At 43.0% G+C, this 16,991-nt stretch carries 13 protein-coding genes and 1 pseudogene; 10 read left to right on the top strand and 4 right to left on the bottom strand.

Annotated features, from left to right (window positions below; translation table 11 throughout):
* The first annotated feature begins 490 nt into the window (after positions 1-490).
* The 6 genes from AB4160_RS02575 to AB4160_RS02550 all read left to right on the top strand — a co-directional run bounded on the left by AB4160_RS02575 (position 491) and on the right by AB4160_RS02550 (position 4,851).
* Positions 491-1,024, top strand: coding sequence for a hypothetical protein (locus tag AB4160_RS02575; RefSeq protein ID WP_102520731.1), 534 nt, complete (start codon positions 491-493; stop codon positions 1,022-1,024).
* Between the two features lie 67 nt (positions 1,025-1,091).
* Positions 1,092-1,886 carry a RusA family crossover junction endodeoxyribonuclease gene (locus tag AB4160_RS02570; protein ID WP_372003516.1) on the top strand — a complete coding sequence of 265 codons (795 nt, stop codon included), beginning with the start codon at positions 1,092-1,094 and terminating at the stop codon, positions 1,884-1,886.
* 146 nt (positions 1,887-2,032) lie between these two features.
* Complete coding sequence (locus AB4160_RS02565; RefSeq protein WP_102440057.1) at positions 2,033-2,566, top strand: hypothetical protein; 534 nt, start codon at positions 2,033-2,035, stop codon at positions 2,564-2,566.
* Between the two features lie 157 nt (positions 2,567-2,723).
* A complete protein-coding gene (locus AB4160_RS02560) occupies positions 2,724-3,215 on the top strand; it encodes a GNAT family N-acetyltransferase (RefSeq protein ID WP_102519883.1) in 492 nt (163 codons plus the stop codon).
* 842 nt (positions 3,216-4,057) lie between these two features.
* Positions 4,058-4,369 (top strand): hypothetical protein, encoded by a 312-nt coding sequence (locus AB4160_RS02555; RefSeq protein ID WP_303415020.1) that lies wholly within the window; start codon positions 4,058-4,060, stop codon positions 4,367-4,369.
* 119 nt (positions 4,370-4,488) lie between these two features.
* A complete protein-coding gene (locus AB4160_RS02550; RefSeq protein WP_102437056.1) occupies positions 4,489-4,851 on the top strand; it encodes a hypothetical protein in 363 nt (120 codons plus the stop codon).
* A 102-nt stretch (positions 4,852-4,953) separates the two neighbouring features.
* On the opposite strand, the pseudogene ltrA reads toward AB4160_RS02550, so the two are convergent.
* Positions 4,954-6,293, bottom strand: a pseudogene (gene ltrA, locus AB4160_RS02545) (group II intron reverse transcriptase/maturase).
* Positions 6,294-6,443: 150 nt separating this feature from the next.
* Between ltrA and AB4160_RS02540 the strand changes: the two are divergent.
* The 3 genes from AB4160_RS02540 to AB4160_RS02530 all read left to right on the top strand — a co-directional run bounded on the left by AB4160_RS02540 (position 6,444) and on the right by AB4160_RS02530 (position 8,266).
* Positions 6,444-6,575 carry a hypothetical protein gene (locus AB4160_RS02540; RefSeq protein WP_303461426.1) on the top strand — a complete coding sequence of 44 codons (132 nt, stop codon included), beginning with the start codon at positions 6,444-6,446 and terminating at the stop codon, positions 6,573-6,575.
* 471 nt (positions 6,576-7,046) lie between these two features.
* A complete protein-coding gene (locus AB4160_RS02535; protein ID WP_303413412.1) occupies positions 7,047-7,805 on the top strand; it encodes a trypsin-like serine protease in 759 nt (252 codons plus the stop codon).
* 113 nt (positions 7,806-7,918) lie between these two features.
* Positions 7,919-8,266, top strand: a complete 348-nt coding sequence (locus AB4160_RS02530) for a hypothetical protein (protein WP_102440604.1) — start codon at positions 7,919-7,921, stop codon at positions 8,264-8,266.
* Between the two features lie 256 nt (positions 8,267-8,522).
* Here AB4160_RS02530 and purL read toward each other — a convergent pair whose 3' ends face one another.
* Positions 8,523-12,404, bottom strand: a complete 3,882-nt coding sequence (purL, locus tag AB4160_RS02525; protein WP_303446300.1) for a phosphoribosylformylglycinamidine synthase — start codon at positions 12,402-12,404, stop codon at positions 8,523-8,525.
* Between the two features lie 369 nt (positions 12,405-12,773).
* Here purL and mltF point away from each other — a divergent pair, with 369 nt between their 5' ends.
* On the top strand, positions 12,774-14,231 hold the full coding sequence (gene mltF / locus AB4160_RS02520; RefSeq protein WP_102477228.1) for a membrane-bound lytic murein transglycosylase MltF: 1,458 nt from the start codon (positions 12,774-12,776) through the stop codon (positions 14,229-14,231).
* A 297-nt stretch (positions 14,232-14,528) separates the two neighbouring features.
* Here mltF and tadA read toward each other — a convergent pair whose 3' ends face one another.
* Positions 14,529-15,203, bottom strand: a complete 675-nt coding sequence (gene tadA, locus AB4160_RS02515; RefSeq protein WP_102440607.1) for a tRNA adenosine(34) deaminase TadA — start codon at positions 15,201-15,203, stop codon at positions 14,529-14,531.
* Positions 15,204-15,331: 128 nt separating this feature from the next.
* Positions 15,332-16,909 (bottom strand): glutamine-hydrolyzing GMP synthase, encoded by a 1,578-nt coding sequence (guaA, locus tag AB4160_RS02510; protein WP_076542725.1) that lies wholly within the window; start codon positions 16,907-16,909, stop codon positions 15,332-15,334.
* Positions 16,910-16,991 lie beyond the last annotated feature (82 nt).

The raw sequence follows: 16,991 nt of genomic DNA, 5'->3' as shown, positions 1-16,991 counted from the left end.
AAATGAAGTATAAATTTGGTGCCAGTAACACGTCCATGCCTCAAAACGAGTTGGTGCTAGCAATGGGATAATCAGCATAACCTTACTTTTTCTAATCGATTATGACCGCCTTACTTGTCGTCCAAATGACTGGTTGCCTATACAGGTATAACTGATTTTCTCCAAATTGAGATAATTCTGGCGCCAAAGGATGCGTAAAATGAACTTTTTACGCATCGATAATTTTGTAACATTCGAGAAAACCCATACATATCAATCTACTGCGAAATTTTTTAAAGTGTTGTATAGACCGCGTAAACAAAGACGCATTCTTTTTCCGGCAGTATTTTGAGCATTACTTACGTATTTATGAAAAATATTCGATTTACAACAATGACTTAGCGGTGGTACCTTTGAAGTTTGAATTGAGCAGCCTGGAACATTATTGTGCTGCTATTGAATAAGCTGTTAGCATCATGGAGGATTCCTCATTAAATTTTTAGTAATCATATTGTGTTTAATATCTCAAACCGCAAACTCTGAAGAATGGTTCACAAATGGCGAACCAGATAGCTCAAAAAGCTTTCAAGGCACTTCAGGTGATTTTGGTGCAATGATTTTCATGACAACAGACTCGCAAAAAATGTTAGAAAATTGGGAAGCACCAACACCGGGTTTCCATATTTTAGAATCCGAGAATGTTGAAAAAGGTCAACCAATTGAAGCTTTAGTTTTATTTAGTGGTTGTTCTGCTAATGCGGAAGGGAACTGTGTTGCTGAAGTTGATTACCAAATTCTAAAACCGGATGGAACAATCTATGCTGAATATAAAAATACTGAGCTTTGGAAAAACAAACCAGCGCTACCTAAAGGTCAATTAGGCCTTGCTATCGATCGCGTGGGTTTAATCGCTGAGAGTAATGACCCTGTTGGGGTTTATAAAGTAACTTGCGTTGTAAAAGATTTGGTAAGTGATAATAGGTTTTTTATATATTCTAGCTTCACGGTAAATGAAGCTAACAAGGCAATAAAATCGGACACGTAACAGTTGGCTCGGTTCCGCTTCGCTTCACATTTTAGCCAACTATTACTTAGCCGTTTATTGCGGCGTTATGCGCCAAAGTGTCTCCCCTAAGGTTTCTATGAATATAAATGTTACAACAGATAATTGTGCTTTCGATAAACACTATTTAATTAAAGAGTCAGCAAGTGCAGAAATCACTGTAGAGTTGGAATTTGAAAAAATTGTAAGTATGCAATCCAAAATTCAAAGGCAACGAGATTTAATCGAACTAATACACAGTGAACTTAAAAAGTTTCAGTGGGTGATTTCTGAAAGTGTAAACATAGAATTAACTTGGTATCTAGATGCTGTAGAAAGGCAAGAAACAGATAAGGTCGGTGATCTAGATAATATTACAAAACCAATTTTAGATGCTTTTACTGGAGAAAATGGTGTCCTTATTGATGATGCTCAAATAGGTTCAATCCATACTTATTGGCTATCAAGAAATGAACAAAAAGCAGATAATATAGTAAAAATAAAACTGTCTTTTAATAACGACTATTGTTTCAATAAAAGTGATTTAATTTTCATTCAATATTCTGGGGCAGTTTGCACCCCAATGAATGTAAATTTTAATGAACATATTTCTATGTTTGGTGCATTAGCAGTAATAAAAGCCAGAAAGAAGCATCGGCTAACTGCTGAAAAGCTTAAAGAGATGGGGGCAAATGCAGACCGTTATTTAGTTGTGTCTTCATATGATATGCATCGAACAAGACTGAATGGTTTTAATAGCTCAAAAATTTATAGTCTACCCAAATTTAGGCAAAAGTGTTTAGAACAAGGTTTTACTTATACTGCATTATTGAACTTACGTAAAAGCTCACGAAAAAGCGCATAACAAGCACTTTAAACGGAACAAAAACAGTTGGCTATTGTTCGTTCCTCACAAAATTATAGCCAACAATTTTTGTCCGCTTAAGTGGGCGTTATGTTTTTTCTTAGCAAATGTAGTTATCGCAAGTTTTAGAAAAGGAAGTCAAAGTTATGAAGCAACTTAAATTGCTATTGCTAGCAGTAGTCGTTGTAATGGTAGTTTTAGTACTCTCATATGAAAAAATAATTTCCAATATACTATTGCCTCAGTATATCTCCTGGGCTCATGAAACCGATGCAAAAGGCTTAGAGATCGGAACTCCGCTAGAAGAGCAGCAGTTGTTATTGGCAACAGAAATTGGAATTCAGAATCCAGAAAAAGTAAGAATTGTCTATGTTGATGCAGTTCCTTTCCCTTATGAAAACTTTGCATTAAGAGTTCTTGGAGAAGCACTTGGCTTTGTCGGTGAGGGAATAGTTAACAATGCTCAAGTGTTTGGTTATTCCATTTATACCAGAACAGGTTACGAATTAGATAAACCCAAACTGGCTCACGAGTTGGTGCATGTGTTACAAATTGAAAGGTCTAGTTTGGAAGCAGTAATTACTCAACACTTCTCTGATCTTGCAAAGTACGGTTATGAGAATGCACCTTTGGAAGTTGAGGCATTTAAAGCTAACCAGAAGTATAGCGGCGAATATTAAATAGGCATTAGCAATAGGATGTTCAAAACATAACAAACTGTTAAATATGGACAAATTTTGCTGTATCGCTTTTTGCTTTTCCGCTTCGCGGGCAAAAATCAACCCAGCAAAATTCGCCCATTAACAGAGCGTTATGTTTTTCTAGAGATATCGAGCTATGAACATTAGAGAAGCGACTAAAGCAGATTGGGAAAGCATCTGGCCAATTTTCAGTGAAATAGTGTCTGCTGGAGAAACGTATGCCTACGATCCAGAAACTACCAAGGAGCAGGCAGAGAGAATTTGGTTGGAATCACCAAGAAAGGTTTTTGTCTTCGAAGAAGAAGGGTTAACTCTAGGCACTTATTATCTGAAGACAAATCAGGCTGGGCCTGGAAATCACGTCTGTAATTGCGGTTATATGGTTTCCACTGCAGCCAGAGGCAGAGGGCTAGCTACCACAATGTGTGAGCATTCCCAGAGAGTAGCTACAGAGCTAGGGTATAAAGCTATGCAATTTAACTTTGTGGCTTCAAGCAATGAAGGTGCAATTCGTTTATGGACTAAGCTCGGGTTTGAGACTGTTGGGCAGCTTCCAAAGGCTTTTAATCACCCATCATTAGGCTATGTAAACGCGTTAGTCATGTACAAATGGCTAGTCAAACCATAATCGGGTAGCCGGAGGTATCTAGCCTCCAGCCCCCACACCACCCTGCATGCGGCTCCGCACAGGGCGGTTCCCAAAGACTTTCAGAACAGGTTGGCCGATTAGCTCCGACATATCCCAATGCTGGCTTCTGTATTATCAACGCCAACACTCCTAAACCCGGTCGGGCATGAAATATTGAGTTGCACAGGCTCCTCACTGATCTTTAGGTTCAGGCCTTCACCATGTCCCAACCATTACGATGGGCGTTCGGCTACTATGCCGTCTGCTGACTTCTGCTTAATCACATCCCGAGTTACCCCGTTATGCGCTATCGGTTTTCATCTGGTTCGCTCTTTTCAGTCGATGACGCTGAAAAGCCAAGGCACTTATAAACCAGAGCCTCACTGGTTAGCTTGTACAAAAACTTCGCGATCGCGAGTTAAGCAGATCACCCCACTCTTTATTGGTAGAGAAGGAGCATGAACTTTCTTTGCACTGCTGCATCATTTACGGTGGCCATTAGATCACGTGATTTAGTCGTCTTGTGCCAACTCATCTCTAGCCTACGCCTCATATGATGTTCTTGTTCATCAGCTCGCAAATTTGCTAGCGGCTTCCTCCAGACCAATCCTCGCGGATAAGCCCTTGCCATTCGCTAGTAGTTAACGTTTAATAACAGCATGTTAATAAACGGTGACCTTCCTACAGAGGACTTTCACCTCATTAGTTCATGCCCATGCTGGGCGTACACAAGTGCCGGCAACCGACTGCAAAAACTGTCACTTGTTTTGCTAAAAACCAGCAAAACAACCACCAGTCTTTGCAGCGGCTGCGGCAGGCGTTAGCAGTACAAGGAAAGTTTCGTGGATTCATCTAGTTTCAGAGATAAAATGCTCTCCCAAATCACCATTGGATATGATTGGGATACATTAAATAATTTCGCTGAAATCAAGCTTGTCTCAAATAATGGAGATATATCTTCATTTAAAATTTGTAGACTCACAGAATATTCACTTTACGAAGATTTTTCAGCTAGTTACATTAGTCAATGTAAACTCATTACAAAGAACTCAATGGTCTATTTAAGCTTGGATCCATACGATGAGCTTTCTAACCTCATAGATTTAGACAATGATTGTTTATGGTTTAAAGGTAGTAGCATTGAGCAAGTGTAATGTACTGCTAACAAGTTACTCAAAAGGACGTAAAACACTTGGCTTGCGCTCCTTCGTCGCTAATTTTAGCCAAGTATTTTACGCCCATTAGTAAGGCGTTATAACGATAGGAGTCAGAATTGTCTAAAGATGATATTACAAAGCTGGTAACAACAGCTTTAACATTACCAATTTTCTTTTTTTTACTTGGGTATTCTTTTGAAGGTTTAGAACTATCTTTTATGGCCTTTGCATTTTTATTGTTACTAGCCGTTGTAGGTGGTGCAATTGGTGGTGTGTATGCCTACTTTGCACATAATTTATTTTTCAAGAGCTCATTCTTTGCTGGTCTAATTCCCTCAGTTATTTTAATGTTTATTGCTATAAAAATGGATCTAGATAATTTAATTGTACTTGGCGATTTATGTTTAATTGTAGCTTGTTGGGTTACAGCTTCTGAACTTGCATTTATCAAAAATAAATCAATGAAATCATCGTTATAATCGGGTAGCCGGAGGTATCTAGCCTCCAGCCCCCACACCACCCTGCATGCGGCTCCGCACAGGGCGGTTCATTTAGAACACCTAACTTACTTTCTGGTTAGCCTATTTATTACAATAATGAACTTCGATCCATCCATCTCTTAGTGAATATAATCCTGCTTTCTTCAGATACTCATTACTCAGAGCTTGCTGTATCCCTGGCGTTTTAGAGCTACGCCAAGGGCCTTTGCTTGTGATACCACAACCAACGGCCACTTGAATTTTGACGCCACGTTTAAGTAGGTTTTGCACCTTAGTCCGTGGTTTTCGCCACTGACGCCAGTAGCACATACGTACGCGACGACGGATCCAGTGGTCTAAATCGACACACCCTTGATAAGCATTAGCGATGCCAAAATAGTTGATCCAGCCTTGCATGTATTGACGCACTTTAAACAATTGATAACCCATGCTCAGCCCCAGTTTCGGTTCGTCAGCCGCCTCATCTTTTGTTTGAAAATGTGTAATGTTTTAGCATGCCACTGGATCTTTCCTTGGTTAAAGGTAAACCCGAGGAACTTGCTTTGACTTACCTTAACCACTTGGCTTTTCTGTGTATTAACGACCAGTTTTAGCTTAGTAGCAAGATAGTGAGTAATGCTATTAAGTACCCGTTCACCTGCTCGTTGAGATTTAACCAATATGATAAAGTCGTCCGCGTAGCGGGCGAATTTATGCCCTCGGCTTTCCAGCTCTTTATCCAAACTATCCAACATAATGTTTGATAGTAAAGGCGAGAGTGGACCGCCTTGAGGTACTCCTTCAAAGCTTGCTTCAAATTGGTCGTTGACCATCACCCCTGCACGTAGGTATTTACCAATAAGCGCCAACAGACGCTTATCCTGCACCTTAGTTCTAAGTTGAGTCATCAAGAGATCATGATTAACTCGGTCAAAGAACTTAGACAGATCAACATCGACGGCAAATTTGCGTTTCTGTTTGATGATATCCCTTACTTGCAGTACCGCTTGTTTGGCATTTCTATTCGGCCTAAAACCAAAGCTGTTAGTCGAGAAGAATGGGTCAAACAGTGGCGTGAGTATTTGAGCTATCGCTTGCTGTATCACACGGTCAATGACGTTAGGGATCCCCAATTTGCGTATACCGCCATCGGGTTTGTCGATCTCAACACGCCTTACTGCTGAGGGCTTATACTCACCTCGCTCTAATTGAGATTTACACTGTTGCCAGCCGCCTTGTTGCATCCAAAGCGGGAAAGCTTCGATGGTCATGCCATCGATGCCTGGTGCGCCTTTATTGGCTTTAACTTGACGCCACGCTCGGTGTAGATTTTCAGGTTCGAGTAGTTGCTGGAATAAATCGCTGTTGAAGGCGGGTTGCAGATCAATACGCTGCTGATAGTAATCGTCTGGCGACGTAGTGGGTATCGACAAGTTTGACAAGACTCCTCCTTCTTCTGAATGTTCAGGCCTTCACCATATCCCATCCATTACGATGGGCGTTGGGCTACTCGGCAACTGCTCCTGCGTTGCTCTACCTCCTGCATCCATGCAGTCGTATGCCGTCTGCTGAAATCTCCATGGAAGGAGTGAATGCCAAAAAATGTCGGGAACATTTTAGGTCTTCTGCTTAATCACATGCCAAGTTACCCCGTCATGCGCTATCGGTTTCCATCTGATTCGCTCTTTTCAGTCGATGGCGCTGAAAAGCCAAGGCACTTATAAACCAAAGTCTTACTGGTTAGCTTGTACAAAAACTTCGCGATCGCGAGTTAAGCAGATCTCCCCACTCTTTATTGGTAGATAAGAGCATGAACTTTCTTTGCACTGCTGCATCATTTACGGTGGCCATTAGATCACGTGATTTCGTCGTCTTGTACCCTTGCTTCGCGGGGCAGACCCTGCCAACTCATCTCTAGCCTACGCCTCATATGATGTTCTTGTTCATCAGCTCGCCTGTTGCCGATAAAAAAGTGCTAGCGGCTTCCTCCAGACCAATCCTCGCGGATAAGCCCTTGCCATTCGCTAGTAGTTAACGTTTAATAACAGCATGTTAATAAACGGTGACCTTCCTACAGAGGACTTTCACCTCATTAGTTCATGCCCATGCTGGGCGTACACAAGTCACTGCACTCGGAAATTTTACTCGCTTCGCTCCCAAAATTCCGGTGAGTGAGGCGTTAGAGGACCTTTTAAATGAAATGGATGTATTTACTTACTTTGGTTATTTCTTTGAATGCTCACGCAATTGTTATAAGGCATGACGTACCAGATCAAAAATATCAAGACGCCGCAAAAAGCGATAATTCAACTGTTACATTTTATGGGATTTATCAGGGTGAGGAAATCGTCGAAGGTACGGGTGCACTTATCGCTAGAGATTGGGTTGTTACAGCGGCGCACGTTGCTAAATACTTAAAGAAAGATGGAAAAGTACTGTTCAAAAACTCTCAACATAAAATTGAACAAGTAGTAAGCCATCCGTTGTGGGAGGATAAAAAATTCCCAAACGATATAGCTCTTGTCAAATTGACCAAGCCAATCGAGTCTGCAACGATTGCTAGTCTGTATACGTCTAGCAACGAAATTGGAAAAACAGCAACTTTTATTGGTCGTGGGGATCATGGCAATGGTCTCACTGGAGTAACTGGTGCAGACGGCAAAATCAGACTGGCAAAGAACCAAGTTGATAGTGCGGAAGATCAATGGATAAGGTTTATTTTCGAACAAGGAGATACAGCTCTGCCTTTGGAAGGAATAAGCGGCCCCGGAGACTCGGGAGGGCCTGCTTATGTGAATTTGGACGGGCAATTATACATTATTGGTGTTAGTTCATGGCAGAACGCGGAACCCACTGAGTGGAGAGAGGCCAGATATGGAGTTATCGAAAACTATTCAAGAATTTCACACTTTAAAGAGTGGATTAAAAAAACAGTGGCGGGCGGGGTCCTCTAACAAAACGCTTAACTCGCTCACTTCGTTCACTGGGACAGTAACGCAGCGGCGCTCCGCGATTATGCCGCTACGTCACTGCCCGTTAGCTTAGCGTTATATTTCTAGGAGAACATGTGCTCAATCGTGCAGCCTTAATATTAAGATATAAACAACCCGCAGTTGATTGGGTTAATAAAGCAGATCCATATAACTCCCCAGGGTTGACACTAGATTCAGCTAACGAAGATTTAAATGTTTATCTTATCTCAAACGAAGACTCTGATGATCCCGAGTCATTACAACGATGGATTAAGTTAAACTTAGATTTACTATTCATTGACGAATTAAGTGGGTGGTATACTGATGAATCTCTGTGGCCAAAAACTAGAAATATGAAACTTTTTAATAGTTGGTTCTCTGTAGAGTGTCATACAGTTCTCAATGACACAGTAGGTACACCGTTCGTTGACGACGAAATATAACAAGAATTTAAAGCGGGACTGCTAACAGTTTGCTCGGTTTCGCTTCGCTACACATTTTAGCAAACAAATTTTTAGCCCCTTAACGTGGGCGTTAATTCATCGAAATTTTAATCTGAAACTCACAGATAGAGTTAAATGTCTAACGCGTTTCTATCCAGAAATGAGTTAGCAATACTCTCCACACAAGTCCCATCCAATAAAAAGGCGACCATTTGGTCGCCTTTTTGCTGTTAACTCAATCTAGGTTAAGTGAAGCTTAACCTAACTTAACCCGTGCATTGCGGAACATACGCATCCATGGGCTGTCTTCGCCCCATTCATCTGGATGCCAAGAGTTGGCAACGGTTCTGAATACTCGTTCTGGATGCGGCATCATAATCGTCACTCGGCCATCAGTGGTAGTTAATGCGGTAATCGCATTTGGCGAACCATTGGGGTTTTGTGGGTATTGGGTTGCTATAGCGCCATTACCGTCAACGTAACGCAGTGCCACTGTGCCTGTCGCTTCAGCGGCGGCTAAGGCTTCAACTGACTTAAACTCAGCGCGGCCTTCACCGTGTGATACTGCGATTGGCATACGTGAACCTTGCATACCTTCAAAGAAGATTGATGGGCTCTTTTGTACTTCAACCAAACTCGCACGTGCTTCAAAACGTTCTGAACGGTTACGGACAAAGTGTGGCCAATGCTCACTTCCTGGAATGATTTCTTTCAGGTTAGATAACATCTGACAACCGTTACATACACCTAATGCTAAAGTGCCATCACGTTCAAAGAACTGTGAGAACTCACTGCGAGCACGGTCGTTAAATAAGATTGACTTAGCCCAACCTTCACCTGCGCCCAGTACATCACCGTAAGAGAATCCACCACAAGCCACTAGGCCTTGGAATTCTTCTAGGTTGATGCGACCCGATAAGATGTCAGACATATGCACGTCGCGGCTTTCGAAACCTGCGCGATCAAAGGCTGCTGCCATTTCAACGTGGGAGTTAACCCCTTGCTCACGGATAATCGCCATCTTAGGTGCGACACCTTTTAAGATAAATGGCGCGGCAACGTCTTCGCTTGGGTTAAAGCGTAAATCAACTGTAAGACCTGGGTCTTTGGCTTGCTGCTTAAGTTCAAACTCTTCTTTAGCACATTCAGGATTGTCACGTAGTGACTGCATGCGATAAGTGGTTTCAGACCACATGGTGCGCAGTGCTACGCGGCTGTCACTAAATACTGGCGTCTGGCCATCAACGATAGTGATTTGATCATCTTGGGTGAGCTTGGCAATATATTGGCAAGACACGCCCACGGCAGCGAACTGAGCTTGAATGTTAGCTGAATCAGCTTTAGACACCTGAATAACCGCGCCTAACTCTTCATTAAACAAGCGCTCAAGGTCTGTGCCTTTAAGTGCTGCTAAATCAATATTAAGGCCGGTATTACCCGCAAATGCCATTTCCACTAGTGTCGTGAATAAACCGCCGTCACTGCGGTCATGATAAGCAATGACTTTTTGAGCAGCGACTAATGGCTGAATCACTTCAAAGAAGCCACGTAAGCTTGCTGCATCATCTAAGTCTGGCGCCACATCACCTAACTGGCTGTAAACTTGCGCTAAACAAGAACCGCCTAAACGGTTTTGACCATTAGCCAAATCAATCAGTAACAGTTCTGTATCGCCTTTATCAGTGCGAAGCTCTGGAGTCACAGTGTTGCGAATGTCTTTGACCACACCGAATGCAGTGATAACCAGTGACATTGGTGAAGTAACAGCTTTATCTTCACCGGCTTCGTTCCACGCAGTTTTCATCGACATTGAGTCTTTACCCACTGGGATAGTTAACTCAAGTTCAGGACAAAGCTCTTCACCCACTGCTTTTACTGCTTCATAAAGACCGGCATCTTCACCTGGGTGACCTGCTGCCGACATCCAGTTAGCTGATAATTTAATATGCTTGAATGAACCAATATCAGTACCCGCAATGTTTAAGATTGACTCGGCGACGGCCATACGAGCTGAAGCGCCAAAATCAAGTAATGCTAATGGAGTACGTTCACCAATAGACATGGCTTCACCGGCGTAGCTGTCATAACTTGCTGCAGTTACGGCACAATCAGCAACAGGAACCTGCCAAGGTCCAACCATTTGGTCACGGTTAACTAAACCTGTTACCGAGCGGTCACCAATGGTGATAAGGAAAGACTTATCGGCCACAGTTGGTAAATGCAAGATGCGCGATACCGCTTCTTTAAGGTCAATATTAGCGGTTTCGAGCGCTGAAAACTCAGCATTGGCAGTGACCACATCGCGGCTCATTTTAGGTGCTTTACCTAATAAAACCTCAAGGGGTAAATCAATTGGCTTGTTGTCAAAGTGGCTATCTTCAAGGGTGAGGTGCTGCTCTTCAGTTGCATCACCTACCACAGAAAACGGCGCACGTTCACGCTCACAAATTTTCTTGAAGGTTTCTAAATTCTCAGGTGCCACAGACAGAACATAACGTTCTTGAGATTCGTTACACCAGATCTCAAGTGGGCTCATGCCCGGCTCATCAGATGGTACGTTACGTAAATTAAACAATGCGCCTCTGTCGGCATCATTCACCAGCTCAGGGAAGGCATTTGATAAACCGCCCGCGCCCACATCGTGAATAAATTGAATTGGGTTATCGTCACCCATCTGCCAGCAACGGTCGATCACTTCCTGACAACGACGTTCCATTTCTGGGTTTTCACGTTGTACAGAAGCAAAATCTAAGTCTTCACTTGATTGACCAGAGGCCATTGATGACGCAGCGCCGCCGCCTAAACCAATGTTCATTGCAGGGCCGCCAAGTACAATCAGCTTAGCGCCAACGGTAATTTCGCCTTTTTGAACATGATCTTCACGAATATTACCTAAACCACCAGCAAGCATGATTGGCTTGTGGTAACCGCGTACTTCAACACCGTTATGGCTGGCAACTTCTTGCTCGTAAGTACGGAAGTAACCCACAAGGGCTGGACGACCAAATTCGTTATTAAATGCTGCGCCGCCTAATGGGCCTTCAGTCATGATTTCAAGTGGCGTTACAATACGGCTAGGTTTGCCGTAGTCGCCTTCCCATGGCTGCACAAAGCCTGGGATTTTAAGGTTTGATACGCTAAAGCCTGTTAAACCTGCTTTAGGTTTTGAACCGCGACCGGTTGCGCCTTCATCACGGATCTCACCGCCTGATCCTGTGGCAGCGCCCGGATAGGGGCTAATTGCTGTTGGGTGATTGTGGGTTTCAACCTTCATCAACACGTGCATTGGCTCGGTGTGATAGTTATAAACGCCATCTTGATCAGGGAAGAATCGACCGGCAACAGAGCCTGTCATGACAGCGGCATTATCTTTATAAGCTGATAACACGTTGTCTGGGGTGACTTCGAAGGTGTTTTTAATCATTTTGAATAATGATTTAGGCTGAACTTCACCATCGATAGTCCAGTCTGCATTGAAAATCTTGTGACGACAATGCTCTGAGTTTGCTTGAGCAAACATCATTAGCTCGATGTCGTTAGGATTACGGTTTAAGCGCACAAAGTTATCAACTAAGTAGTCGATTTCATCTTCTGCTAGCGCTAAGCCTAATTGCACGTTTGCCACTTCAAGGGCGCGGCGACCTTCAGCTAAAATATTGATGCTTTTGAAGGGCAATGGCTCAGTGCGTTCAAACAATACTGATGCTGCGGCAAACTCAGGTAAAATCACTTCAACCATACGGTCGTGGATTAAGCCTTTCACTTGCTCTAACTGCTGCGCTGTTAATGATGCTCCTGCAACATAGTAGGCAATACCGCGTTCTAGGCGTTTTACTTTGCCTAAACCACAATTTTGGGCGATGTCAGTTGCTTTAGATGACCAAGGAGAAATCGTTCCAGGGCGAGGTGTTACAAATATCAATGATCCTTCTGGAGTATGAGATTCAATTGCAGGTCCGTAGGTTAGAATGGTTTCAAGTTGCTGATATTCTTTATCATCAAGCTTGTCACTTAAATCGGCTAAATGGACATACTCAGCATAGATTTGCTCAACAGGAAGCGCTGCTGTTTCACAGGCCTCCATAAGCTTTTGAACTCTAAAAGCTGAAAGTGCTGGGGCTCCGCGAATGATCTCAATCACGTCAATTCACCTTATTAATTATAATGGCAGGGTAAGAATTGGCGCTATTATAGGGAATCACACCCTATAAATCACCCACCAAGGCGCGTGAGAACAGTGTTTCCCGTTAACGAAAACAATCAATTTAAATAACACATAAAAGCGCTTAAAATTTAAGCGTTAATTCGCGATTAAAAGCCAATTGTCATTTGGTTTTCTTTAATCAATTCAAACGTGTATTTTACTCAGCTTGAGCCGGTTTCTAGGTGAAATAGCAAACTACTGCTAAAATATCTAAAGCGCTGACATTTTTTAAAACGGTATTATATTTTCAGGCTCAACATTGAATAGTGCACAGTGCCTAATACCAATAGCTTACAGATGGATATGACCAAACTTTTAACGATTATTTCATTCAGCTTTTTACTGGTGGCCTGTGAGCCACCTAGGTTTGAAGTCACTGAATTTGTTGAAACCTCCCCCAAACGTACCGTCTTAAAGGTAGGGACGCTTTACGGCTCGCAAACCTACCTCAACTCAGATCTTGGCGAGAGTGGTTTTGATTATGAAATGGCGGCAAAGTTTGCAGCGTATCTTGATGTGCCATTAGAAATGGTGCCTTACACCCACAGGCAGCAGTTATTCGCCGCTCTGCGAAATGATGAAATCGATATTGTTGCCGCCGCAATTACCACTACCCAAAACCGTCGTGAACAATTTTTACTGGGGCCAGCTTTATATGAGGTCAATCAAGTATTGATTTATAAAACCGGCACTCAAAAGCCAAGAAATCTTGATAATCTGAGCGGTGATATTTATGTCATCTCTGAGTCTGCGGCGGTAGATACATTAACCAGCTTGCAGCAATCACACCCAAACCTTAAATGGCAGCAAGTGTATGACAAAGACAACGAAGAATTGTTTTCTTTGGTGGCGAAAGGCGAGTTGCTTTATACGGTGGCAGACTCTAAAAGTCTACGAATAAATCAACGCTATTTACCTGAGTTACGGGGCAGTATCGTCCTAGATGATAAAACTGACGTTGTATGGTTATTGCGCCCCAATGGCAGCGACCGCTTAATGGGCTCGTTATTGTCGTTTTGGCATCAGCAAAAACGGAATGGCACCCTTGAGCATTTAAATGAAAAGTATTTTGGCCATGTTAAGCGCTTTGACTATGTTGATACTCGCGCGTTTATTCGCGCTATTGATAATGTGCTACCTGAATACCAAGCCTTATTTGAAAAACATGCTGGCGATCTCGACTGGCGTAAAGTGGCCGCCGCCGGTTATCAAGAGTCCCATTGGAACCCTAAAGCGCGCTCACCCACTGGCGTTCGCGGCATGATGATGCTCACCCAGCCAACGGCAAGCTCTGTGGGGGTGGATAACCGCCTCGATGCAGAACAAAGCATTCGCGGTGGCGCAATTTATTTGCAAAAAATGATCGATCGTTTACCAGCATCAATCCCTGACAGTCAGCGTATTTGGTTTGCCCTTGCCTCCTATAATGTGGGTTTAGGTCATGTGGAGGATGCCCGCAAAATAGCCCAAGGGATGGGTAAAGATCCCAGTGCATGGCGAGATGTCAAAGAGGTCTTGCCACTGCTGCAACAACGCAAATATTATCAACATACTCGTTATGGTTATGCTCGTGGTAATGAAGCGGTTCACTATGTGGAAAACATCCGCCGATATTACGACACCTTAGTGTGGGTCGATAGTCAAAATAAACAGCTTGAACTTATGCAGCAACAAGCAGAAAATGACACCACAGGCCAAGCTAAGACTTCAGCCAATGATGATAAAAATCCAGAAGATATTGTAAAATCAGCGGCGCAATAAAACCGTCACTTACTGGCTTTACACTGTCTAGGGTAACTTTTTAACCATCACCTTTATGCTAGTGAATGCAAGTAAGGGATACGAATTAGCAAATGGGGATTGTGAGCTAACCCAGTTTTAGATTTACAGCGAACCGGGCAGCGATGGTTTGTTTTCGAAAGTGATTTATGCTCGCTTTAACTAATATAAAACCTCACCAATGTAGTAAGGCTTAACATGAGAAGAAACACTAATAACAGCGCTCGTCGCCGTAATGCTATCAAGCTTAAACAACGTAAAATGCTTAACCGCCAGAAATTATTTTTCGCCTTTTTGCAGCAACAAGTCTGATTGCTGTTTCAGTAACTTTTTAAGTGCTTTTTTTTCTTCTCTGCGACGTTTAAAAAAAGCACTTAATTGCCCAGCACACTCGCTCGCTAATACCCCAGACGTCACCTCTAGCTGATGATTAAAATCAGCATGTTGAACTAAATTAACCACACTGCCAGCGGCGCCGGTTTTTAAATCATCTGCGCCAAATACCACTCGTTTTATTCGGCTATGCACCATAGCGCCAGCGCACATGGAACAAGGCTCTAGGGTGACATACAAGCTAGTGTCTAACATGCGGTAGTTTTCAAGCACCTGCCCTGCGGCGCGAATACATTCAATTTCAGCATGGGCTGTGGGGTTATGCTCGCAAATACTTAAATTAAAGCCACTAGCAAGCAACTCATCATCTTTAACCAAGACTGCGCCCACGGGCACCTCTCCTTTGGCTTCTGCTAACCTGGCTTGCGCCATTGCTACTCGCATCCACTTTTCATCAATAGCTGTTTGTTCAGCGGTCAGCTCGGTTTCAACTAATTGACCGAGTTGATTGATCTGCTTATTAACCAGTTTATTCACTGGCTCTGAGCTAGGCTCAGTTTCAGGCTTGGTTTCAAGATCGGCATCAATGATAGGATCTGCAATGTCAGTAGATGTTGGCATGGGGGCTCGATAATTCATAACGCTTTAGTTGTAAAAAATAGCTGTAAAACAGTTAGATTGAATTAGATAGTTTAAAACAAAAAAGACGCCGAAGCGCCTTTTTGTTTATTCAGCAATATCTAAATGGGTTATTCCCATTCAATGGTTGCCGGTGGCTTACCTGAAATATCGTAAACCACACGTGAAATACCATCGATTTCATTAATAATGCGGTTAGATACACGACCTAAGAAGTCATAAGGTAAATGTGCCCAGTGGGCTGTCATAAAGTCGATAGTTTCAACTGCGCGCAGCGATACTACCCAATCATATTTACGACCATCGCCCATAACGCCGACAGAACGAACAGGTAGGAATACGGTAAATGCTTGGCTGACTTTGTTGTAAAGGTCAGCTTTGTGCAGCTCTTCAATGAAGATAGCATCCGCTAAACGCAGTAAGTCACAGTACTCTTTTTTCACCTCACCTAAAACGCGCACACCCAGACCCGGTCCTGGGAACGGATGACGGTAAAGCATGTCGTATGGCAGACCAAGCTCTAAACCAATTTTACGCACTTCATCTTTAAATAACTCACGTAATGGCTCAACTAGTCCCATTTCCATATCATCTGGCAAACCGCCAACGTTATGGTGCGACTTAATCACATGGGCTTTGCCTGTGGCGCTGCCTGCAGATTCAATTACATCAGGGTAAATCGTGCCTTGTGCTAACCATTTTGCATTAACGCATTTCTTTGACTCTTCATCGAAAATCTCAACGAAAACGCGGCCAATGATTTTACGTTTAGCTTCTGGCTCTGCTTCGCCAGCCATTTGCTCTAAGAAACGGTGCTCAGCATTAACGTGAACAATATTCAGTCCGAAGTGATCGCCAAACATTTCCATGACTTGGTTGGCTTCGTTTAAACGTAGCAGACCGTTATCAACAAATACACAGGTCAGTTTGTCGCCTATTGCGCGGTGCAATAGCATGGCCACAACCGATGAATCAACACCACCTGATAAACCTAAAATAACTTCATCGTTGCCGATTTGTTTTTTAAGTTTTTCAATAGCATCTTCAATAATTGATGATGGTTTCCAGTTAGCAGGACAGCCACAGATCTCTAGCGCGAAGTGCTCAAGCATGCGCTTACCTTGACGAGTGTGGGTCACTTCTGGGTGAAATTGCACCCCGTAGAAATGCTTATCTTCATTGGCCATTGCAGCGTATGGGCAAGTGTCAGTTTTAGCGACAGTAACAAAACCTTCTGGGATTTCAGATACTTTATCGCCGTGGCTCATCCATACATCCAGTAATGGCTTACCTGTTTCACTGATGGCATCTTCAATGCTTTTGAATAAGGCTGATTCCGTTTGCAGTTCAACCTGCGCGTAACCGAACTCGCCTTCGCCAACGCCTTGGATCACTTTGCCGCCAAGCTGCTCAGACATGGTTTGCATGCCGTAACAAATACCTAAAACAGGTACGCCAGCATTGAACACATATTCTGGTGCTCGTGGTGAGTTAGCAGCGGTAACGCTTTCAGGGCCACCAGCTAAAATGATGCCGTTAGGAGCAAAACCTTTAATTTGCTCTTCAGATACATCCCAAGCCCAAAGCTCACAATAAACACCGATTTCACGAATACGGCGGGCGATTAACTGCGTGTATTGCGATCCAAAATCTAGGATCAGGATTTTATGCTCATGAATGTTGCTCATGGGTTACCTTATATCTGGTTTGATCTAGTAGGTTTGCTTCAATCTCAAATGCATAATTTCAAATGCATAATGAAATTGAAAA

Source organism: Shewanella sp. 10N.286.51.B8, assembly GCF_041469325.1.
In the GTDB taxonomy this organism is placed as follows: Bacteria; Pseudomonadota; Gammaproteobacteria; order Enterobacterales; family Shewanellaceae; genus Shewanella.
The sequence above is the reverse complement of the archived record's forward strand: the minus strand, read 5'-3'. Positions and strand labels throughout refer to the sequence as shown.